Raw genomic sequence first — 20,941 nt, 5'->3', positions numbered from 1 at the left:
GCGGCCGCGCGCCGCGCTCTCAGCGGGCGTCGTACTGGGACCGCCCGAACAGCTCGACCCACTCCGCATAGGTGTGGTCGTGACCGATCGGGCACCAGCAGCGCACGCTGATCGTCTTGCTCTCGCCCTCGCCCGAACCCGGGATCGTCTCCACGTGCGGAACCGGCGACGGTCTCCCGATGGGGAGAATCGCTGCACTCATCGTCATTCCTGTCTCTACCGGCTCCCCCACCGTCGCTAGCAGAGTAGGTCGCCGACCTGTGATCGGAGGCCCGGATCAGCGAACTCGAAGCCGCGCTGGCCGCCCCAGTTCTCGGGTAGACGGCGGCGCGCATCCTCGTGCGGGCGTCGCCGCGCGGGCGTCAGTAGGGCCGCGACGGCTCCTCGACCGCGGCCGCGCGCGGGACGAAGGAGTACCAGCGCAGCTTGAGCGCGTCCAGCAGCCGGTTCTCCTCCGCCCCGACCACCTCGGCGGGAACCAGCGCCGCCGCGATCGCGGTGGTGACCGGGACCGCGAGCACCAGGCCGATCCCGCTGCACAGCGTGCGCACCACCTCGGCGGCGAGGTCCTCCTGCGAGAGCAGGCTGAGCGTGGAGCGGTCGTAGAGGTAGAGGACGATGAGCACCACCATCGCCGCCCCCGCGTAGGCGAAGGCGATGGTGTAGATCGTGGAGGCGATGTGGTCGCGGCCGATCCGCATCGCGCGGGCGAAGAGCTGGCGGCGGGTGAGCGCGGGGGACGCGGCCCGCAGCTCCCAGACGGAGGACGCCTGGGTCACCGTCACGTCGTTGAGGACGCCCAGCCCTGCGATCACGATCGCGCAGGTCAGCACGCCGCGGAAGTCGATCTGGGTGGTGCCCGCCAGCATCCCGCCGACGTCGCCGGTCACTCCGGTGAGGTGCGTCGTGGTGACGGCGAGCTGCGCGATCCCGGCCGTGAGCACGATCCCGAACAGGGTGCCCAACAGGGCGACGCTCGTCCGGACCGACGGCCCGTGGGCGAGGTAGAGGACGACGAACATGATCGCGGACCCGCCGACGACGGCGACCGGGAGGCCCGGCTGCCCGCTCACGAGCGCCGGGAGGACGAACGCCACCAGCATGAACCCGCTGAACGCCAGCGACACGAGCGCCATCAATCCGCGCAGCAGGCCCACGGCGACCACGACGATCGCGAACACGATCGCCCACGCCCACAGCGCCTGGTCCCGGATCACCCCGTTGACGGTGAGTCCCTGCGTCCCGCCGGGCGTGGACTGCGGCGGCAGCACGAGCTCGAGCCGGTCGCCGACGTGCAGCCCGGCGCTCGCGTAGGGCCAGAGCACCGGGATCGTGACCGTGCGCCCCTGGTTCTTCCCGTCGAGCAGCTGCACCCCGGCGAGCTGGCACGCGCGGGTGTCGCCCGGCGCCGTCGTCGCGGCGCCGGACGAGAAGTATCCGGGGCAGCCGTTCTGGAGCGCGACGATCTTCCCGGTCGGGAAGGTGGTCCCCTTCGGCGCGAACTCGATCTTCGACGACGCGGTCGCGACCTTCGCGTGGTCGGGCCAGAGCAGCGCCAGCCCGGCGGCCGTCGCCAGCGCCGCGGCGATCAGGACGCCGGCGACCACAGCGCGGAGCGTCCGGCCCGCCTTCGGGGTGCGGTCGCCGCGGCCGTGCGAATGGGAGTGGGCGTGGGCCATCGGGTCTCCGATCGGCGAATTTGGACACGGGGTGGCCACGCCACTGTAGTGCGCGCGGCTGGGAGCGCCCGCCGGGACTCCCGGAGCCCTGTTCCTCCGGCGGCCCGAGCGCGTAGCATCCGTTGCGGGGAATCGTTCGCCGACGGAGACGAGGCAGACATGGAAACGCGCACCATCAGCACGCCCGGCGCCGAGGTCGTCTACGACGTCCAGGAGGCGCAGACCGGGGCGGGCGATCATCCACCGCTCGTCATGATCGGCCAGCCGATGGACGCGAGCGGCTTCCGCGCCCTCGCGTCGTACCTGCCGGACCGGGTCGTCGTCACCTACGACCCACGTGGCCTCGGGCGCAGCACGCGCAGCGACGGCGAGGTCACCAACACGCCGACCATCCAGGCCGAGGACGTGCACGCGATCATCGAGGCGCTCGGCGCCGGACCGGTCGACCTGTTCGCGAGCAGCGGCGGAGCGGTGACCGCACTGGCGCTGGTGGCCGCGCACCCGGACGACGTGCGGACGCTGGTCGCCCACGAGCCGCCGCTGCCGGGAGTCCTCCCCGACGCGGCGGCCGCCGAGCGCGGGCTGGCGGCGGTGCACGCCGCATACGACGAGCGCGGCTTCGGGGCGGGCATGGCCGCGTTCATCATGATGACCTCGTGGCGGGGCGAGTTCACCGACGACTACTTCGCGCTGCCCGCTCCGGATCCCGCGATGTTCGGGATGCCGGCGGCCGACGACGGCTCCCGCGACGACCCGCTGCTCTCGGAGCGCTCGGTCGCGATCACGGAGTACCGCCCCGACATCGACGCCCTGACCGCGGCGCCCACCCGCGTCGTCATCGCGGTCGGCGAGGAGTCGGAGGGCCTCTTCACCGGCCGCACGTCGGCCGCGGTCGCGGGGCTGCTCGGGACGGAGCCGGTCGTCTTCCCGAGCCACCACGGCGGCTTCGCGGCGGAGGACTCCGGCTATCCCGGAAAGCCCCGGGAGTTCGCCGCGCGCCTCCGCGAGGTGCTCGACGCGTCGTGAGGAGCGACTTCGCCGGGGCCACGGCACGGTATGAGGTGGGCCCCACCACGACCCGCTGCCGCGCCGCCCGCCGGTGCGGCACACTGGCCTCGTGACCACGACCGACCGCACCCTCGTCCTGCTCCGCCACGCCAAGTCGGATTGGTCCGGGTCCCTGCCGGACGTCGAGCGGCCGCTCGCCGAGCGCGGACAGGCGCAGGCTCCCCTCGCCGGCCGGTGGCTCGCGACCGACGTTGGCCCGCTCGACCTCGCCATCGTCTCCCCCGCGCAGCGCGCCCGCGAGACGTGGGGGCTCGTGTCCGCCGAGCTCGCGCCCGCGCCCCCCGTCCGGTTCGAGGACCGCGTCTACGCGGCGTCCGCCGGCCGGCTCCTCGACATCGTGCGCGAGGTTCCCGACGACGTCCGCACCCTGCTGCTGGTCGGCCACAACCCCGGCATGGAGGAGCTGGCGTCCCTCCTCGCCGGCGAGGACGTCATCATGCGCACTGCCGGCATCGCCGTCCTCGGGGTCGCAGGACCGTGGTCCGAGCTCGACGCGGCGTCGGCGGAGCTCCGCGCCGCCGGCCGCGCGGAGGGCCGCCACCTGAGCTGATCGGCGCATTGACCGGCCGGTCAATCAATTCTAAAATCGAACATGACCCCCAGATCGGGAGCCGACTGACGAAAGGATGTTGGTGTCGATGAAGAAGTGGACTCGCTGGCAGGACTGGGTGGCCGTCGCCGCCGGTCTCTACGTGGCATTGTCGACGATCTGGACCGCCCACACGGGCGCGTCCCTGCCGATCATGCTCGTCCTCGGTGTGCTGCTGGTCGCGGCGGGAGTCTGGAGCCTGGCGATGCCGGGCCTGGTCTCGATGGAGTGGATCCACGTCGCCCTCGGCGCCCTGCTCATCATCTCGCCGTGGGTGGGCAACTACGCCTCCAACGCCGGGGCCGCCTGGACCTCGTGGATCGCGGGCGTCGTCGCCCTCGCCGCCGGCCTCCTGGCCGTGCAGCCGGCGATGAAGATGCACCATCCGCAGGCCACGCACTAGCACGAACCCACGCGAGGGGCCGGGACCGGCCCCTCGCACCCTGTCGACACACTGCGGGAAGGACGGCGACGTGGCGGACCAGCCACCGGAGGCGCGCACCCGGATCCTCGACGCGGCCGAGACCCTGTTCGCCGAGCGCGGCTTCGACGCGACCCCCACCTCGGCCATCGCCGCGGCGGCGGCGGTCCCCAAGGGGCTGCTGTTCTACTACTTCCCGTCGAAGAAGGACATCCTCGGCGCGCTGGTCGGCGAACGACTGGGCCCGGGCACGATCGATCCGGAGCCGCTGATCGAGCCGGGCAACCCCGTGCGATCGCTGCTGAACCTGAGCCAGAAGCTGTTCCGGGTGCAGGCGGACTCCGACGTGCTCCGCGTCATCGTCTGGCGCGAGCAGCACTCCCACCCGGAGGTCAGGGCCAACCTGGCCGCCCACCGCCGCGCCCTGCATGCGACGATCGAGAAGGTCCTCGCCGGCAGCCTGCGCATCCCGATCGGGAACAGGCGGCTCCGGGCGGCGGCGCTGGCGTGGGGCGCGATCGTGACGACGCCCCCGCTCCGGGACGAGGCGGCCGGCGCAGGGATCGGCGCCGAGGTCGACGGGGACGCGTCGGGAGCCGCGGAGGTCGCGCGCGAGGATCTTGCCGCGCTCGCGGAACTGCTGTGCGCGGGGTTGCAGCACGGGACGGAGGGGCCGGGCGCGGGACGGTCCTAGCGCTGAGTTCCCGAACGTCTCACGGGCAGACGCGGACGCTGCGCCCCTCGAACGTGACGACGTCGCCGAGCTGCAGCTGCCGTCCGCGGCGCCGGTCGACCTCGCCGTTCACGGTCACGTAGCCGTCGATGATGGCCTCTTTCACGTTCCCGCCGGAGTCGAGGAGCCCGGCGAACTTGAGGAACTGCCCGAGGCGGATGCCGTCCCCGCCGATCGGGACGTCTTCGATCGGAGCCGGTTCGGTCATTCCGAAATGCTAACCCACCCGCTGCACCGCCGCCGGTGTACCGTCCAAGCGAGGCGCCACGGACCGGGGAGCCGGCACAGCGAGGGAGACTGGGATGAGACCGCTCCGATACTCCATCAACGTCACGCTCGACGGCTGCTGCCACCACGAGGCGGCCCTCCCGCCCGACGAGGAGTCGATGCGTTTCTGGACCGCCGAGCTGGCGCGGGCCGACGCCCTGATCTTCGGCCGGGTCACCTACCGGATGATGGAGGCGGCCTGGCGCCGGCCGCCGTCGGGCGCGTGGCCCGAGTGGATGGACGACTGGCAGCGCCCGTTCGCCGAGACCATCGACGCCGCGAAGAAGCACGTCGTCTCGACCACGCTCGACGAGGTCGACTGGAACGCCGAGCTGCTCCGCGGCGACCTGCGCCAGGCGGTCGAACGGCTCAAGCAGGAACCGGGCGACGGGCTCTTCGTCGGCGGGGTGACCCTCCCCCTCGCGCTGGCGGACCTGGGACTCATCGACGAGTACGTGTTCGTCGTGCAGCCGGTGCTCGCCGGGCACGGGCCGACGCTGCTGTCGGGCCTGCGCGAGCGCATCCGGCTGGAGGTCGTGGAGCGGGAGGCGTTCCGGTCCGGGGTGGAGGTGGTGCGGCTGCGGCCGTCCGCATAAGGGGACCGCCCCGGCTCAGTGCCGGGCCGCGAGCCACGCGAGCAGGTAGGTGCGGGAGTCGGCGTCGTCGATCGCGCTGTCCGGCAGACTCCCGGCCGCTGCGCGGGCCGCCGCCAGGCCTGCTGGGCCTTGCAGCGCCCGGTACATCAGCAGGTAGTCCCCGAACGGCACGCCGTACCCCGAGGGAGCCGCCTCGGCCAGATTCTGCCCGATCCGCGAGCCGCTCGCCTTCAGGTAGCCCGAGACGGGTCCCATCGGGATGAGCTGGATGCCGAGGATCGCGTTGGGATCGGCGCTGAACCAGGTGGCGTAGTCGCGCTTGCCTCCCCAGTTCAGGGAGACGATCGAATGCGCGTAGCCCGCGAAGGCGGAGGTGTCGGCGTCCGTCCAGAGGGCGCGCGCGGCGGCGACTTCGGCGGACAGCATCCAGCCGGCCTCACGAGCCAACGCCGGCTGGGAGCTAGCGGTCGCCCACAGGGCGAGGCCGTTCCAGGCGTTCACCGCCTCGGAGCTCGACTCCTGGTTGTTTCCGTCGGCGAACGGCGAGTAGCCCGAGGCCCAGGAGTGGCCGGTGTACGGGTCGAACGTGCGGCGCTCGGGGAAGTAGCTGCTCCGGCCGCTCGTGGCGAGATCGGCGGCCAGCAGGTTCATCACCGGGGCGAGGCGCCGGACCGCCGACGGGTCGTCGGTCGCCAGCGCTCCGGCGGCGTAGAGGAAGTAGCCGTAGTGGAAGTGGTGGTCGTTGAACTGGTCGGACCCGAACGACGCGGTCAGTCCGACGACGCCGCGCATGGCCGGGTCGTAGACGAAGCAGCGCGCTGGGGCGGAGGCGCAGCGGGCAGGCTGCGCCCACTCGGCCAGGGCGGTCGCCAGCCGGGTCCGCAGGCCGTCGGCGATGCGGTCCTCCCCCAGCTGCCGGGCGATCGTGAGCAGATTCGCCAGGCGGAACAGCGCTTTGCCGCCGAAGTAGGTGTCCGACGGCAGCGGGCCGACGGTGGCGGAGTCCGTCCGCAGCTGATCGACGATCGCGGCCTTCGTCTCCGTGTCGAGCGTGCCGAGATCGAGTGCGCCCGCGGGCGTGACGGCGGGGACGCTCCATTCCAGCGTGTCGCCGGAGCACACCGTCATCGTGCCGTAGATCGTGGAGTACGTGCCGAGGGAGCAGTCCGCCCCGCTCCGGGGCGCCCGCTGCGCCGGGAGTGCGCCGAAGACGGTGGAGCCCCCGGCGGCGCGGTAGGAGAGGCGGGTCGTCGCTGTGCCGCCTCCGTCCGAGTAGCCGGTGCCGACGCCGAGGAGCGGCCCGGAGATCGCGCCGGCCACGCGCGCGGCGCTCGCTCCGCGAGGCACCGGGAACCAGACCGCCGCCTGGCCCGGGTGAAGGGCGATGCTGCGGCCGGAGCGGTCGAGCGCGCCGGAGGGCGCGACGAGCGCGTAGTCCGTTCCCCCCACCGTGGCCACAGCAGGGCCGGCCGCCCCGCTGAAGCCGGCCGACGTCGTGAGCGTCGTGTCCGCGTCCGCGGTGAAGCTCACCAGTGGGGAGCCTTCGGCGATCGTCACGTGCCCGATCGCCGCCCCATCCCGCGAGTGCAGCGACACGGTCGCCGACACGTCGTCGTAGGCGGTGACCTCCGCGGACGCGCTCGACGCGTCCACCGTGACCGCGGGATCGTAGCCGCCGGCGATCGTCTTCGCCGTCGCGGTCACCGAGGGAAGCCCGAAGGCGAAGCCGCCGGCCGTGAGTCCGAAGGAGAGCGGCAGCGGGAACACCGGCTGCGGGCCCGCGCCGAACACCAGCCCGGAGAACCAGCGGTTCGTCGGCGGGAGAAGCCCGTGGGCCAGTCGCATGGGAGGCGGTGCGGCCACGCTGCGCTGCGGCAGCGTCGTGACCAGCGGTGCGATCTCGGCGTCCGGGAAGATGCGCGGGTCCGTCGTCCCCGCGGATGCAGCCGATGTGTCCCCGCCGCGAGCTCCTGCCGGCTGGCAGGCGGTGAGGGCGCCGGCCGCGAGCAGGCCCACCACCGTCAGGGCCGCCACCAGGAGCGGAGCGCGGCTGCGCCTCACAGGCCGATCTTCCGGAGGAAGGCCGCGAAGGCGTCGCTCGGTCCGGAGAGCGGCCCGTCCTCGCGCAGGTGCAGGGTCGCGGTGACCGGCGTGCCCGGGGTGATCAGCCCGTCGTCCGCACCCTCGACCAGCCCGCCGCTGGAGACGAGGATGGTCGACTGCGCCCGGCCCGACACCGTCTGCACTTCGATCCTCTGGACCCGGCCCGTGAGCACGCGCTGGTTCGGGAGCAGGAGGTCGACAGGCGCGCCGTCGGCGACGCGGGAGTAGTCGCCCGCGGTGAGGGTGAAATCGGCCCGCACGAACAGGGAGCCGCGCCGGTCGATGTGGGCAAGCACGGTTCCGGCCTGTGCGTACGCGCCCTCCTGGATGTCGATCGACGAGATCGTGCCGGAGACCGCCGCCACCACGGTGGCCGTCCCGTCGGCCGCGACCGGGTAGGGAGCCGTCCGCGGGTTCAGCAGCCCGGAGGCGATGTCCTGCTGGAGGCGCAGGCTCTGGACGGCGAACAGCCGCTGGCCGGCCGCGACGCGCACGCCGGACTTCACGAACTGCTGCGTGACCAGCCCGCCGTAGTCCGTGCCGACGGGGAACGACTCGGCGTCGATCGTCGCGGACGTGCTGGTCGCCTGGGTCTGGCGCTGGTTGAAGATGAGCGTGAACGCGGCAACGAGCACGAGCACGATGAGCAGCCCCAGGGCCAGGCGCAGCCGGTTCCCCCAGGTCACGAGGCCACCTCGGCGCGCACCGGAACGACCACGTCCGGGCGTGCGACCACGGTGATCGGGGTGCGCACCGGGGCGGCCGCGGCCGGTACCCGCGCGACACCGGGATGCCGCAGCCGCTTCGCCTCTCTCATCGCCGTGGCCACGAAGGCTCCCAGGATCACCGTGTTCGTCACGTTCCAGGCCGTGGCCAGGGTGAGGACGCCGTTGCTCTCGTCGCGCCAGATCGCGACCACCGAGGTCAGCGCGAGGAAGACGCAGAAGAGCACCTGCGGAATGATGAAGTTGAACGGCGAGTTCGCCCGCCGCGCGCCCGTCACGTGCCACGCCTGATCCCTCCCCGCGATCACGTTGAGCAGCGCGCGGACGTAGATCGGGAAGGACACCGTCGCGAGGGTCAGGGTCTGCCAGCGGAACGAGCCCTGGGTGTACCAGGCGAGCAGGATCTGCATCGCGTAGAAACCCGCGTAGTAGAAGATCCAGGTGAAGACCGTGATGCTGAGGTTCATCGGGCGCAGATCGAAGTAGATCTCGAGCGGGGGCACGAGCAGCAGCAGCAGCGGGCAGATGCCCGAGAGATAGAAGGACCCCGTCACCAGGTACTGCAGTCGCTGGTCCATGGTCAGCCGTCGCCGCGGGCTCAGCGGATTGTGCGTCAGCAGGATCTCGAACCCGCCGGTCGCCCAGCGGAGCTGCTGCTTGCTGTACGCCTCCACGGTCTCCGGGGCGTCACCGACGGCGAGCACGTCCGGGATGTAGATCGACTGCCAGCCGTTCTCGTGCAGCAGCACCGAGGTCCACACGTCCTCCGACTTCGAGTCGGTGTAGAGGCCCCCGATCTCGTCGATCGCCGAGCGCCGGAAGACGACGTTGGTCCCGACGCAGAACGCCGCGTTGAAGCGGTTGCGCCCGGGCTGCACGAATCGGTAGAACACGGACTGCATGTAGGCCGCGCCGATCGCGATCGTGGTGGTCAGGTTGCCGTACGTCTGCGGGGTCTGCACGAACGCCACCTTCTCGTTGACGAAGAACGGCAGCGTCTCGTAGAGGAAGTCCGGATCCGGCACGAAGTCGGCGTCGAAGATGGCGAAGAACTCGCCTTTCGCGATGGACAGGGCGTGGTTGACGTTGCCCGCCTTGGCGCCGTTGCTGCTCAGTCGCCGCACGTAGCGGGCGCCGACATCGGCGGCCAGGGCCTTGATCTCGTCGGACCGGCCGTCGTCGAGCACCCAGGTCCGGTGCTCGCCGCGGATCGCCACGGCCGCGGCGACGGTCTTCCTGACCGTCGCCGGGTCCTCGCCGTAGACCGTCACGAAGACGTCGACGACGACCCGGCGGCCGGACAGGCGCAGCGGCCACCGCTCGGGATGGTCGAGCGGGTGCACGCCGCGCTCGGCCACGCCCTCCGTCGAGTGCGCGGACGGCATCAGGAACAGGGTGGCCTGGGCCCGGTGGAACGCGAAGTCCCGCGGGTCGCGGCTGCCCGCCAGGATGGTCCACATCGAGAACAGCGCCTGGACGACCAGGACGCTCTCGGCGGTGATCACCATCAGATACGGCAGCAGGTCCCCGCGATTGGCAGGATTCACCAGGAATCCGGCGTACGCCAGGATGCCCAGCGTGGAGATGAGCACGAGCAGCACCATGACCGGCGACTGCGCGGTCCCGGTGTCGCGGGCGGAGGCGGCCGTTTCGGTCGCCGGGCGGCTTCCGGCGCGCGGAGGCGCCACGGTTCGGGACATCGGTTCTCCAGCGTTCGGTTCGGGTCATGCTGAGGAGGGGCGACGACGGCGATGACGTGGGAGGCGGGCACTGCCGGCGTGGCGGCGGACCGCTGCTCCGTGGCGGCGGTCAGGGCGTCGGCCCGATGACCCCGCATGGGCGGATCGATGTGCGATCCATCATGCCCCCGAACGGGGGTCCGAATATTGTGAGCATGTTTCGGGTTGGTAAAACGTGGCTGAGTGTCACGCGCGGGCCTCCGCGACCTCCCGCGCCACGATCGCGGCATCCGCTCCCACTCCGAACAGCAACGCCGACCGTCGAGCCCGCATGAAGTGGACCCCGCAGAAATACAGGCCGGGGACCATGAGGCTCGCACCGTCCAGGGTCACAGGGAAGCCCAGCTCATCGCAGACCTCGCCGTCGATCCAGCTGTAGTCGGGCCGGAATCCGGCTGCCAGCACGACCGCGCCGACGTCCCGCAGGCTCACCTCGTCCACCGGTTCGGACCGGAAGGGAGGCGGAACGGGCAGGTCAGGGACGCCGAAACCCTTGGCGGGTAGCTGTGCGCGCATGATCGCACGCATGCCCGCCCACCATTCGTCGGCGAAGGCCACCGAGTCCGGCACGTCGTCGGCGAAACCGATCCGTGCGCCGTCGCAGCCGACGACATGGCCGGCGAGCCGGACCCCGAGCGCCTGAAGCGTCCGGAAGCCCAGGTCGTGCCCTCCCCCGGCCCCGGTGAGTTGCGGATTGGCCAGGAACCTGGCCGCGGGCGACGGCAGGCTCGCCACCGTCGCATCGAAGAACGTCGTCCGATCGAGCCACGTGATGATGTCCGTGCCGTCGAGACGTCGCGGCGCCCAGGGCGCCCGTCCGCACGCGAGCACCACCTCCCGGCCCGAGCGGGCCAGCTCCTCGGCGATCTGGCAACCGGTCTGGCCGCTGCCGACGATCACGACCTTCCCCGCCGGGAGCTGATCCGGGTTCCGGTACTCGCTCGACGACACGATCAGGGGATCGGGAACGGCGTCGAGGACGGCGGGGCGATGCTGCCGGGCGAACGAGCCGGTGCACACCACAACCGCATCCGCCGCCCGCTCTCCATCGACGGTCTCGACGTGCAGACCGCTGCCGTCGACACGCAGCCGAGTGACCTCGACGCCCTCCATGATCGGCGACCGCACGGAGCGTGCGTAATCCTCGAGGTAGCCCACGATCTCGTCGCGCGGTACGTGCCCTTCCGGCTCCGACCCGGAATACGGGCTCCCCGGCAGCGCCAGCGTCCAATTCGGTGTGACGAGGGTGAAGCTGTCCCACCGGTCCCGCCACGCTTGACCGGGCTTCGCCCGCTCGAGCACGACATGCTCGACGCCCAGCGCCTCCAGTTCATGGCTGACGGAAAGACCGGCCTGCCCCGCACCGATCACGATGGCGGACATGCCCAGATGATAGGTCCGCGACGCGGGGAGGTGCGACCATCAGGGTCCGGGTAACTCCAGCGAACCGCTCGATCGCGGACCGTTCCCTAGGCACCGTCCTGATCGGGATCCGGCTGGAACCGGTAGCCCATGCCGGGCTCGGTGAGGATGAACCGCGGGCGGCCCGGATCCGGTTCGAGCTTCTTCCGGAGCTGCGCGATGTACAGGCGAAGGTACCCGGAGTCGCTGATGTACTGCGGACCGCGGATCTCGGTCAGGATCGTGCGCTGGGTCACCAGTTTGCGCGGGTTGCGCACCAGCAGCTCGAGGACCTGCCACTCCGTGGGGGTCAGCCGCACCGGCCGTTCCCGGTCGCCCTGCTGGACGAGGACGATCTTGTTGCCGAGATCGACCGACACGTTCCCGAACCGCACCAGCGGGGTCTCGACCGCGCCGGCGACCCGGCGGGTGAGCGCCCGGATCCGGGCCAGCAGCTCGTCGGCGGAGAACGGCTTCGCGACGTAGTCGTCGGCGCCGGCGTCCAGCGCGCCCACCTTGTCCGCGGAGTCGGAACGGCCGGAGACGACGAGGATGGGCACGGTGTTCCAGCCCCGGATCGCTTTGATCACCTCGATCCCGCTGAGCTGGGGCATGCCGAGGTCGAGGATCAGCAGGTCGGGATGCTCGTTGACGACGAGACTCAGCGCCTCCTTGCCGTTGCGGGCGAGAGCGACCTCGTACCCGTGCGCTCCCAGCATGATCCGGAGCGCTCCGAGCATCTGCGGGTCGTCGTCCGCTACGACGATCTTCATCGTCACGCGCCCTTCACGGGTTCGGAGGCGGGACCGCCGTCGGCCCGACCGTCGTCGTCGGCATCGTCATCGGCAGGACCGTCGTCGGCAAGACCCGCGTCGGCCCGGCTCTGCGCGCGGCGCGCCACGCTCTCCTGGTCGACCGGAAGCGCGAGCACCATGGTGAGGCCGCCCGCCGGCGTGTCGTCCGCGACGAGCGTTCCGCCCATCCCTTCGACGAATCCCTTGGTCAGGGCGAGTCCGAGCCCGATGCCGGCGTTGTTGTCCGTATCCCCCATCCGCTGGAACGGGTGGAAGATCTCCTCCTTCCGGTCGTCCGGCACGCCGGGACCGTGGTCGGCGACGCGGACCTCGACCTGTCCGCCGAAGGTGCTCGCGCTGAGCCGGGGCGGTTGCCCGACCGGGGAATAGCGCAGCGCGTTGCTGAGCAGGTTGACGATGGCACGGCGGAGCAGCACGGGATCGGCGGTGACCGGCGGCAGGTCCTCCGGCACGTCGATCGTGACCTCGCCCGGCCGGATCGACAGTTCGTCGAGGACCGGCGGCAGCAGATCCTCCAGGTCGACGGGCTGCAGGGAGACCGCCAGAACCCCGGCCTGCACACGGCTGACGTCGAGGAGGTTGGTCAGGAGGTCGGCGAGGTTGCGCAGGCTGACCTCCGCCGTGTCCAGGAGCTCGACCTTGTCCCGGCTGGAGAGCCGGCTGCCGGCGGTCCGCAGGCTCGTGACCGCGGCCGTGGCCGCCGCCAGCGGACGGCGCAGGTCGTGGCCGACCGCTGCGAGCAGTGCGGTGCGGACGCGGTCGGTGGCCTCCAGCGGCCCGATCTCCTGCGCCGCGTTGCTGAGGTCGGCGTGCTCGAGTGCGGCGTCGAGCTGCGTCACGATGACCGAGAGCAGGCGCCGGTCGCCGGCCTGGAGGTCGTCGCCGAACAGCTCCAGGCTGCCGCGCTCCCCCACCGGCACCCGGGTCGGAACGGCGTCGGCCGGGATGTCGCCGTCGACGGTCATGACGGCCCCGTCGTCGGCGATGAAGCGCACGGCCTTCAGCCCGAAGGCCTCGCGGGTGCGCGAGACCAGGGACTGCACGGCGTCTCCGCCGCGGATGACGCTGCCCGCGATGGTGACGAGCAGCTCGGACTCGGCCGAGGCACGGGCGGCGCTGCGGGTGCGGCGTGCCGACTGATCGACCACGACGCTCACCAGCGCGGCGATGACGATGTAGAGGGCGAGGGCGAGCAGGTGGGTCGGCAGGCCGATCGTCAGTGTGTTGTAGGGGCTGACGAAGACGAAGTCGAGCGTGAGGCCGGACAGCACCGCGGCGAACAGCGCCGGCCAGATGCCACCGACCAGGGCGACGACGACGACCAGCAGCTGGTAGCTCAGCGTCTCCGCGGTGAGGGAGTCGGGACTGCGGATCGGCAGCAGCGCCAGGGTCAGCAGGGGGCCGGCGATCAATGCGAGCGCGAATCCGTAGACCCGCCGCCGGATGCTGAGAGCACCGGTGCGCCGGAACTTGGGCAGATTGCGCCCACCCGCGGCGGCGGCGTGCGAGACGATATGCACGTCGATGTCGCCGGACTCGCGGATCACCGTGGCGCCCACCCCGGAACCGGTGAGGAACGCGGTGAGCCGGTTGCGCCGGGAGACGCCGATCACCAGCTGCGTGGCGTTGCTGGCCTTCGCGAAGGCGACGAGCGCCTCCGGAGTGTCGGTGCCGACGACCTGGTGATACGTGCCGCCGAGCTCTTCGACCAGTTTCCGCTGGGCCGCCAGGGCCGCCGGGTCGGTCTCCCGCAGGCCGTCCTGGCTCGCGACATGCACGGCCAGCAGCTCGCCGCTCCCCGATCGCGCCGCCACCCGGGCGCCGCGGCGGAGCAGGGTCTCACCCTCGGGGCCGCCGGTGAGGGCGACGACGACGCGCTCCCGCGCCTCCCACTTCTCCTGGATGCCGTGCTCGGCGCGGTACCGCTGGAGCGCCTGGTCGACCTCGTCGGCCAGCCAGACCAGCGTCAGCTCGCGCAGCGCGGTGAGGTTGCCGAGACGGAAGTAGTTGGAGAGCGCTGCGTCGATGCGGGCCGCCGGGTACACCTGGCCCTCGGCGAGCCGGTCGCGCAACGACTGCGGGGTGAGGTCCACCACCTCGATCTGGTCGGCGCTGCGGACGATGGAGTCCGGGATCGTCTCGCGCTGCGGGACGCCGGTGATCTGCTCCACCACATCGTTCAGCGATTCGATGTGCTGGACGTTGACCGTCGAGATCACGTCGATCCCCGCGGCGAGGATCTGCTCGACGTCCTGCCACCGTTTCGCGTTCGCGGAGCCGGGGGCGTTGGTGTGCGCGAGCTCGTCGACCAGGGCGAGCGCCGGCTTGCGGGCGATGACGGCGTCGAGGTCCATCTCGGTCAGGGTGATGCCGCGATGCTCCACCGTGCGGCGCGGGATCAGTTCGAGCCCGTTCAGCAGCGCGGCCGTCGCCTCGCGCTCGTGGGTCTCCACGACGGCGACGACGACATCCTTGCCCAGGTCGTGCAGGCGATGCCCTTCCTCGAGCATCATGTAGGTCTTGCCGACCCCGGGTGCTGCGCCGAGCAGCACCCGGAGCCGGCCTCGAACCGCCATCCGTCCGTTCTCCTACTTGTTGCCGCTGGGGTCCATCGCCGCCAGAGCGATGTTCAGCTGCAGGACGTTGACGGTGGGCTCGCCGAGGTAGCCGAGGTCGCGCTGCTGAACGTGGTCGTTCACCAGCTTGCGGACCGAGTCGGCGCTGATCCCGCGCGCCTTCGCCACCGCGTCCACCTGCAGCAGGGCGTAGGCGGGCGAGATGTGCGGGTCCAGGCCCGACCCGGAGGCCGTGACCGCGTCGGCCGGGATCTGGCTCGCGCTCACGCCATCGGTCTTCTCGATGGTCTGCTTGCGCTGCTGCACCGCCTTCAGCAGGTCGGGGTTGTTCGGGCCGTAGTTGCTGCCGCTGGACGCGCCGGCGTCGTAGCCGTTGCCGGCCGCGGACGGACGGGACTGGAACCACTGCGGAAGGGGGTTGCCCTTCTTGTCCGTGAAGGACTGCCCGATCAGGGCCGACCCGACGACCGTGCCGCCGGAGCTGACGGTCGATCCGTTGGATTGGGCCGGGAAGGCGAGCTGGCCGATCCCGGTGATGAGCAGGGGGTAGGCGATCCCCACCACCACGGTGATGATGAGCAGCGCCCGCAGGCCGACCCAGTACTGTCGCCCGGTTCCACGTGCCGAAGCATTCATGATGAGTTCCGTTCTGGTTTCTTAGAATCCGGGGATCAGGCTGATCACGAGATCGATGAGCTTGATGCCGATGAAGGGGGCGATGATGCCGCCGAGGCCGTAGATCAACAGGTTGCTCTGCAGCAGCCGCGACGCGGAGGTGGCGCGGTAGCGCACGCCGCGCAGCGCGAGCGGGATCAGGATGACGATGATGATCGCGTTGAAGATCACCGCCGACAGGATCGCCGAGGACGGCGAGTGCAGCTGCATGATGTTGATCGCCTGCAGGCCGGGGAACACCCCGACGAACATCGCGGGGATGATCGCGAAGTACTTCGCCACGTCGTTCGCGATCGAGAACGTGGTGAGCGCGCCGCGGGTGATCAGGAGCTGCTTGCCGATCCGGACGATGTCGATCAGCTTGGTCGGGTCGGAGTCGAGGTCGACCATGTTGCCGGCCTCCTTCGCCGCCGACGTTCCGGTGTTCATCGCCACCCCGACGTCGGCCTGCGCGAGCGCGGGCGCGTCGTTGGTGCCGTCGCCGGTCATCGCGACCAGGTTGCCGCCCTGCTGCTCCTTGCGGATCAGCGCGAGCTTGTCCTCCGGCGTCGCCTCGGCCAGGAAGTCGTCGACGCCCGCCTCGGCCGCGATCGCCCGGGCGGTGACCGGGTTGTCGCCGGTGATCATCACCGTGCGGATCCCCATCCTGCGCATGTCGGCGAAGCGCTCGGTCAGGCCCGTCTTGACGATGTCCTTCAGGTAGATGACACCGAGGATGGTGGCCTCACCGGACGCGGACTTGGTCGCGACGGCGAGCGGCGTGCCGCCGGCCTCGGAGATGTGCAGCACCTTCTCGTCCAGGTCGCTGAGGATCGAGGACGGAACCGGGCCCGACTCCTGCGCCCACGCCACCACCATCGACGCAGCGCCCTTGCGGACCTGCGAGCCGTCGGCGAAGTCGACGCCGCTCATCCGGGTCTGCGCCGTGAACGGCACGACCTCGCCGTTCAGGTCTCCCTCGTGCGTGAAGCCGAGCTCCGAGGCGAGGGTCACCACGGAGGAGCCCTCGGGAGTCGGGTCGCTCAGGGACGCCAGCGCGGCGGCCTTCACCAGGTCGGCCTGCTGCACGCCCGCCACCGCGGTGAACTCCGCCGCCTGCCGGTTGCCGTAGGTGATGGTGCCGGTCTTGTCGAGCAGCAGAGTCGTCACGTCGCCGGCCGCCTCGACCGCGCGCCCTGACATCGCCAGGACGTTGTGCTGAACCAGCCGGTCCATACCGGCGATGCCGATCGCCGAGAGCAGGGCGCCGATCGTGGTCGGGATGAGACACACGAGCAGGGCGACGAGGACGGTGACGCTCGGCGCGGCGTTCGCGAACCCGGCGGTGGGGCCGAGCACGAGCACGACGACGACGAAGATGATCGTCAGCGCGGCCAGGAGGATGTTCAGGGCGATCTCGTTCGGCGTCTTCTGCCGGGCCGCGCCCTCGACCAGCTTGATCATCCGGTCGACGAAGGTCTCGCCCGGCTTGCTGGTGATGCGCACCACGATCCGGTCGGAGAGCACCCGGGTGCCTCCGGTGACGGCGCTGCGGTCGCCTCCGGACTCCCGGACGACCGGCGCGGACTCACCCGTGATGGCCGACTCGTCGACCGAGGCGATGCCCCAGATGATGTCCCCGTCGCCGGGGATCAGCTCACCGGCCGTGACGATGACGACATCGCCGAGCGTGAGATCGGCCGAGGCGACCTGCGTGACCGCGGAAGCGGTCGCGGCGGCGTCGTTCTTCTCGTCGTAACCGGTGACCAGGTTCGCCACGGTGGTCGTGCGGGTCTTGCGCAGGCTGGCCGCCTGCGCCTTGCCGCGGCCCTCGGCGACCGACTCCGCCAGTGTGGCGAACAGGACGGTCAGCCACAGCCAGACCGCGATCGCCCAGGTGAAGGCGTTCGTGGTGACGCTGCCTCCGGACGTCTGCTTGCCGAGGAACGGCTCCGCGATCGCCAGGATGGTGGTCAGTGCCGCACCGATCTCCACGATGAACATGACCGGGTTGTGCCACATGTCGCGGGGGTCGAGCTTGCGGAACGCGCCGGGGAGGCCGGCGATCAGCTGCCGGGCGCTGAACGCGCCCTGAGGCGCCCGGCCAGGGTGGTCGTGGTGCTGCTCGTGTGGTTCAGCAGTGTTCGTGATTGTCGACATGATCAGTGCAGCCCTTCCGCCAGGGGACCCAGCGCGAGAACGGGGAAGTAGGTGAGTGCGGCGACGATGATGACGACGCCGACGACGAAGGTGACGAACAGCGGCCGGTGCGTGGGCAGCGTGCCCGAGGTCGCCGGGACCTTGTCCTGCGCCGCCAGGGAGCCGGCGAGTGCCACCACGAACACGATGGGGAGGAACCGGCCCAGGAACATCGTGGCTCCGAGCGCGGCGTTCAGCCACGGCGTGTTCGCGCTGAGGCCCGCGAACGCGGAACCGTTGTTGTTGGCCGCCGAGGTGAACGCGTACAGCACCTCCGAGAAGCCGTGCTGGCCCGGATTGAAGATCGAGACCTTCTCGATGTTGTCCTTGATCGCGGGGATCGCGAAGCTGAGGCCCGTGCCCAGCAGCACCAGGGTCGGCGTCATCAGGATGTAGAGGCTGGCGAGCTTGATCTCCCGCGAGCCGATCTTCTTCCCGAGGTACTCCGGGGTGCGCCCGACCATCAGTCCGGCGAGGAAGACGGAGATGATCGCGACCATGAGGATGCCGTAGAGGCCGGCGCCGATACCACCGGGAGCGACCTCGCCCGTCATCATGTTCAGCATCGTCATCATCCCGCCGAGCGGCGTGAAGCTGTCGTGCATGGAGTTCACCGCGCCGGTCGAGGTCAGCGTGCTGGTCGTGGCGAACAGCGTCGAACCGAGGATGCCGAAGCGCTGCTCCTTGCCTTCGAGCGCGCCGCCGGCCGCCTGTGTCGCGGTTCCGGCGCCCTGCAGCTCGAAGAGGGTCAAGGCGACCAGCGAGATGACGAAGATCGTCGCCATCGCGCCCAGGATCGCGTAACCCTGGCGGTTGTCGCCGACCATCTTGCCGAAGGTGCGAGGCAGCGAGAACGGGATCAGCAGCATCAGGAAGATCTCGACGAGGTTCGTCCACGCCGTGGGGTTCTCGAACGGGTGGGCGGAGTTCACGTTGAAGAACCCGCCGCCGTTGTTGCCCAGGAGCTTGATCGCCTCCTGCGAGGCGACCGGACCGCCGGGGATCGTCGCCGTGCCTCCGGTGAGGGTGTGCACGGTGGGGAATCCGTTGAAGTTCTGGATCACACCGCCCACGATCAGGACGACGGCGAAGACGATCGAGAGCGGCAGCAGGATGCGCAGCGTCGCCCGGGTGATGTCCACCCAGAAGTTGCCGATCGTTCCGGAACGGTGGGCGGCGAACCCGCGCACCAGGGTGATCGCGATGGCGAGGCCGACGGCCGCGGACAGGAAGTTCTGCACCACCAGGCCCGCCATCTGGACCGTGTAGCCCACGGTCGTCTCGGGCGTGTACGACTGCCAGTTCGTGTTCGTCACGAAGGAGATGGCCGTGTTGAACGACAGCCCCTCCGGGACGGGCGCCAAGCCCAGGGAGTAGGGCAGCACCGCCTGGGTGCGCTGGAGGACGTAGAGCAGCAGCACCCCGAGCACGGAGAACGCCACGACGCTGCGCAGATAGACCGGCCAGCTCTGGTCCACGCGCGAGTCGACCCCGATGAGCCGGTAGAAGCCGCGCTCGACCTTCAGGTCCTTCCTCGTCGTGAATGTCGCCGCCATGTAATCGCCGAGAGGGCGATACGCGATGCCGAGCATGAGGATGAGGGTGGCGAACAGCGCCACGAAAAGCCAGGCAGTCATGTCTAGAACTTCTCCGGCTTCAGCAGGGCGTACACCAGGTACGCGAGGGAAGCGACGGCCAGTGCCGCCGCGAGCAGGTTGAAGAAGATCACAGCTTCTCCACCCCTCGGCCGACCAGGGCGACGATCGCGCCCAGCGCGATGATCCCCACGAAGCAAATCAGGTCCAACACGGGAATGTCTCCATCCGGGTTTCCGCGTCCCGGCCAGTCGGCGGGTCGCGGGGATCCGGCGCTCTGCCGGAATCAATGACCTATACAATTGGACGCGAGACCCTCGGAACGGCGTCTTAACGCGATCCATACGGCTGTCGCGGAAGTCCTAACGGTTTCCCCCCGGAATGACCCCCTCCGGCCGGGCGGCGAGTCGATCCGCCCGGGTGAACGGACGGCGCAAGGCGGACATTCGCGAACCGTTAGTTTCGCCCGGCTGCCCGTCGGGGTTCCGTTAGGAGCGCACCGGCGCCCACCGCGGCGGCGTAGAACCGTCGCTTGTGAAGATCCATCACTCAGCAGGTGTCGCATGACCCTGACGCACATCATCCCTTCGCTGCGGGCCTCCGTGCCCAACCCCCTCGGCCAGGACCTCTGGCCCGAGTTCACCACCACTTCCCTCTCGGACGTCACGGTCGCCGGGGTCTCCCTGACTCGCCTGGCCGAATGGTGCGGCACGCCCTGCGTCCACACCGCCGCCGCGGTGATCCCCGGCACCGGCGGAATGCCGTCGGCCACCGAGGTCGCCTCCGTCATCGTCACCCGGGTGACCCAGGTCGCCACGGCGGCCGACGGAGCGATCGACGTGTGGATCGACGCCCGCCTGACGGACGCGCCTGTCGCCATCGAGGAGCTGCGGATGATCGGCCGGGTCTCGACCGCCTCCGACTCCCGGGCGCGCATCCACTCGGCAGGAGAGGCCGCGGCGCCCGTGCGCGTCGACGAGCTGGTCTCCGATCTGCGCGTCGGAGACCTCCTCGTCCTGCCGTGTCGCGGCGCGGCCCTCCTGCGCGAGGTCGACCCGCACCGCCGGCACCTCCACGACGAAGCGACGGACCCGTCGACACCGGACCCGTGGACGCCGGCCGGGTGCGGACGATGAGCGGGCGGAAGCACCGCAGCGCCAGGACGGCGTTAGCGTTCCGGGTTCTGACGTATGGACATCGCAAGGATCGTGAGGGGCGGCCATGACCGCGGCGCATCCTGGACGGGTGAACGAAATGGTGCGACTCCTGTTCGAGGGAGGTGCCCCCTGGGGCACCCTCGACGTGTCCCCCGCGGGCCGGGGAATCTGGCAGCGGGTCCGGCTGACGGTGTACCCGCCCGGCATCACCGCCGGCCAGCGGCGACTGCTGCACCTGAGCCGTACCTGGCCGGTCGGCGGCGGAATCCTCTGCCTCGCCGCGCTGGTGTTCCTCAGCGACGAGGGCCCGTGGCTGAGCCTGACGATCGCGCTGGCCGCCTACGCCGCCGGCTTCCTCGTCACCGCGCGGCTCACCCGCGAGCTGCGTGAGCGCTGCCGCATCGTGACGGCGGCCTCCGAGTACGTCGGCGGCGAGGTCCGCGAGTTCGGCAACGTGCACGTCCTCCGCGCGGCCGCGTCCCGTCTCCGGGAGCTGGAAGCACGACGCCGGGCAGGCCTCGTCGACCCGGTGGCCTACGAAGCGGAATGGACCGAGGTCTACAACCTGCTGCCGGACCACGCCGCGCGCGCCCTCGAACACCACTGACGCTTTCGGTCCCCGCG

Annotated in this window: 20 protein-coding genes; 7 read left to right on the top strand and 13 right to left on the bottom strand. The window is 70.7% G+C overall.

Going from position 1 to position 20,941, the window contains the following annotated elements; translation table 11 throughout:
* Positions 1–19 precede the first annotated feature (19 nt).
* Together HNR13_RS07955 and HNR13_RS07950 are read right to left on the bottom strand one after the other, a co-directional pair.
* Complete coding sequence (locus tag HNR13_RS07955; protein ID WP_179605252.1) at positions 20–202, bottom strand: hypothetical protein; 183 nt, start codon at positions 200–202, stop codon at positions 20–22.
* 160 nt (positions 203–362) lie between these two features.
* The gene (locus HNR13_RS07950) at positions 363–1,679 is read right to left on the bottom strand and encodes a YibE/F family protein (RefSeq protein ID WP_179605251.1); all 1,317 of its coding nucleotides are present in this window, start codon (positions 1,677–1,679) and stop codon (positions 363–365) included.
* 159 nt (positions 1,680–1,838) lie between these two features.
* Here HNR13_RS07950 and HNR13_RS07945 point away from each other — a divergent pair, with 159 nt between their 5' ends.
* The 4 genes from HNR13_RS07945 to HNR13_RS07930 all read left to right on the top strand — a co-directional run bounded on the left by HNR13_RS07945 (position 1,839) and on the right by HNR13_RS07930 (position 4,451).
* On the top strand, positions 1,839–2,705 hold the full coding sequence (locus HNR13_RS07945; RefSeq protein WP_179605250.1) for an alpha/beta fold hydrolase: 867 nt from the start codon (positions 1,839–1,841) through the stop codon (positions 2,703–2,705).
* Between the two features lie 91 nt (positions 2,706–2,796).
* Positions 2,797–3,297: a histidine phosphatase family protein gene (locus HNR13_RS07940; protein ID WP_179605249.1), complete on the top strand. Its 501-nt coding sequence runs from the start codon at positions 2,797–2,799 to the stop codon at positions 3,295–3,297.
* A gap of 88 nt (positions 3,298–3,385) precedes the next feature.
* Positions 3,386–3,739, top strand: coding sequence for an SPW repeat protein (locus tag HNR13_RS07935; RefSeq protein ID WP_179605248.1), 354 nt, complete (start codon positions 3,386–3,388; stop codon positions 3,737–3,739).
* A gap of 70 nt (positions 3,740–3,809) precedes the next feature.
* Positions 3,810–4,451, top strand: coding sequence for a TetR family transcriptional regulator (locus HNR13_RS07930; RefSeq protein ID WP_179605247.1), 642 nt, complete (start codon positions 3,810–3,812; stop codon positions 4,449–4,451).
* Positions 4,452–4,470: 19 nt separating this feature from the next.
* Here HNR13_RS07930 and HNR13_RS07925 read toward each other — a convergent pair whose 3' ends face one another.
* On the bottom strand, positions 4,471–4,698 hold the full coding sequence (locus HNR13_RS07925; RefSeq protein WP_179605246.1) for an RNA-binding S4 domain-containing protein: 228 nt from the start codon (positions 4,696–4,698) through the stop codon (positions 4,471–4,473).
* A 94-nt stretch (positions 4,699–4,792) separates the two neighbouring features.
* Here HNR13_RS07925 and HNR13_RS07920 point away from each other — a divergent pair, with 94 nt between their 5' ends.
* Positions 4,793–5,353 carry a dihydrofolate reductase family protein gene (locus HNR13_RS07920; RefSeq protein WP_179605245.1) on the top strand — a complete coding sequence of 187 codons (561 nt, stop codon included), beginning with the start codon at positions 4,793–4,795 and terminating at the stop codon, positions 5,351–5,353.
* A 15-nt stretch (positions 5,354–5,368) separates the two neighbouring features.
* Here HNR13_RS07920 and HNR13_RS22010 read toward each other — a convergent pair whose 3' ends face one another.
* The 10 genes from HNR13_RS22010 to kdpF all read right to left on the bottom strand — a co-directional run bounded on the left by HNR13_RS22010 (position 5,369) and on the right by kdpF (position 19,294).
* Entirely contained in the window at positions 5,369–7,414 is a 2,046-nt protein-coding gene (locus HNR13_RS22010; protein ID WP_179605244.1) for a glycosyl hydrolase, read from the bottom strand.
* Positions 7,411–8,142 (bottom strand): HlyD family efflux transporter periplasmic adaptor subunit, encoded by a 732-nt coding sequence (locus tag HNR13_RS22005; protein WP_179605243.1) that lies wholly within the window; start codon positions 8,140–8,142, stop codon positions 7,411–7,413. The genes HNR13_RS22010 and HNR13_RS22005 overlap by 4 nt, the downstream gene beginning before the upstream one ends.
* Entirely contained in the window at positions 8,139–9,881 is a 1,743-nt protein-coding gene (locus HNR13_RS07905) for a glycosyltransferase family 2 protein (protein ID WP_179605242.1), read from the bottom strand. Before HNR13_RS07905 ends, HNR13_RS22005 begins: the two co-directional genes overlap by 4 nt.
* 225 nt (positions 9,882–10,106) lie before the next feature.
* Entirely contained in the window at positions 10,107–11,303 is a 1,197-nt protein-coding gene (locus tag HNR13_RS07900; protein WP_179605241.1) for an NAD(P)-binding domain-containing protein, read from the bottom strand.
* 86 nt (positions 11,304–11,389) lie between these two features.
* The gene (locus HNR13_RS07895; RefSeq protein ID WP_179605240.1) at positions 11,390–12,094 is read right to left on the bottom strand and encodes a response regulator; all 705 of its coding nucleotides are present in this window, start codon (positions 12,092–12,094) and stop codon (positions 11,390–11,392) included.
* Positions 12,095–12,096: 2 nt separating this feature from the next.
* The gene (locus tag HNR13_RS07890; protein ID WP_179605239.1) at positions 12,097–14,712 is read right to left on the bottom strand and encodes a DUF4118 domain-containing protein; all 2,616 of its coding nucleotides are present in this window, start codon (positions 14,710–14,712) and stop codon (positions 12,097–12,099) included.
* A gap of 12 nt (positions 14,713–14,724) precedes the next feature.
* Complete coding sequence (kdpC, locus tag HNR13_RS07885; RefSeq protein WP_179605238.1) at positions 14,725–15,348, bottom strand: K(+)-transporting ATPase subunit C; 624 nt, start codon at positions 15,346–15,348, stop codon at positions 14,725–14,727.
* A gap of 21 nt (positions 15,349–15,369) precedes the next feature.
* On the bottom strand, positions 15,370–17,526 hold the full coding sequence (kdpB, locus tag HNR13_RS07880) for a potassium-transporting ATPase subunit KdpB (RefSeq protein ID WP_179605237.1): 2,157 nt from the start codon (positions 17,524–17,526) through the stop codon (positions 15,370–15,372).
* Between the two features lie 2 nt (positions 17,527–17,528).
* Positions 17,529–19,202 (bottom strand): potassium-transporting ATPase subunit KdpA, encoded by a 1,674-nt coding sequence (kdpA, locus tag HNR13_RS07875; protein ID WP_179605236.1) that lies wholly within the window; start codon positions 19,200–19,202, stop codon positions 17,529–17,531.
* A 2-nt stretch (positions 19,203–19,204) separates the two neighbouring features.
* Positions 19,205–19,294 (bottom strand): K(+)-transporting ATPase subunit F, encoded by a 90-nt coding sequence (gene kdpF, locus HNR13_RS07870; RefSeq protein ID WP_175336857.1) that lies wholly within the window; start codon positions 19,292–19,294, stop codon positions 19,205–19,207.
* A 429-nt stretch (positions 19,295–19,723) separates the two neighbouring features.
* Between kdpF and HNR13_RS07865 the strand changes: the two genes are divergently transcribed.
* Together HNR13_RS07865 and HNR13_RS07860 are read left to right on the top strand one after the other, a co-directional pair.
* The gene (locus tag HNR13_RS07865) at positions 19,724–20,296 is read left to right on the top strand and encodes a hypothetical protein (protein ID WP_246312733.1); all 573 of its coding nucleotides are present in this window, start codon (positions 19,724–19,726) and stop codon (positions 20,294–20,296) included.
* Between the two features lie 118 nt (positions 20,297–20,414).
* Positions 20,415–20,924 carry a DUF6611 family protein gene (locus HNR13_RS07860; RefSeq protein ID WP_246312992.1) on the top strand — a complete coding sequence of 170 codons (510 nt, stop codon included), beginning with the start codon at positions 20,415–20,417 and terminating at the stop codon, positions 20,922–20,924.
* Positions 20,925–20,941 lie beyond the last annotated feature (17 nt).

Source organism: Leifsonia shinshuensis, from assembly GCF_013410375.1.
Taxonomy (GTDB): domain Bacteria; phylum Actinomycetota; class Actinomycetes; order Actinomycetales; family Microbacteriaceae; genus Leifsonia; species Leifsonia shinshuensis.
Note: the sequence above shows the minus strand (reverse complement) of the source record. Positions and strands in the feature narration are given on the sequence as shown.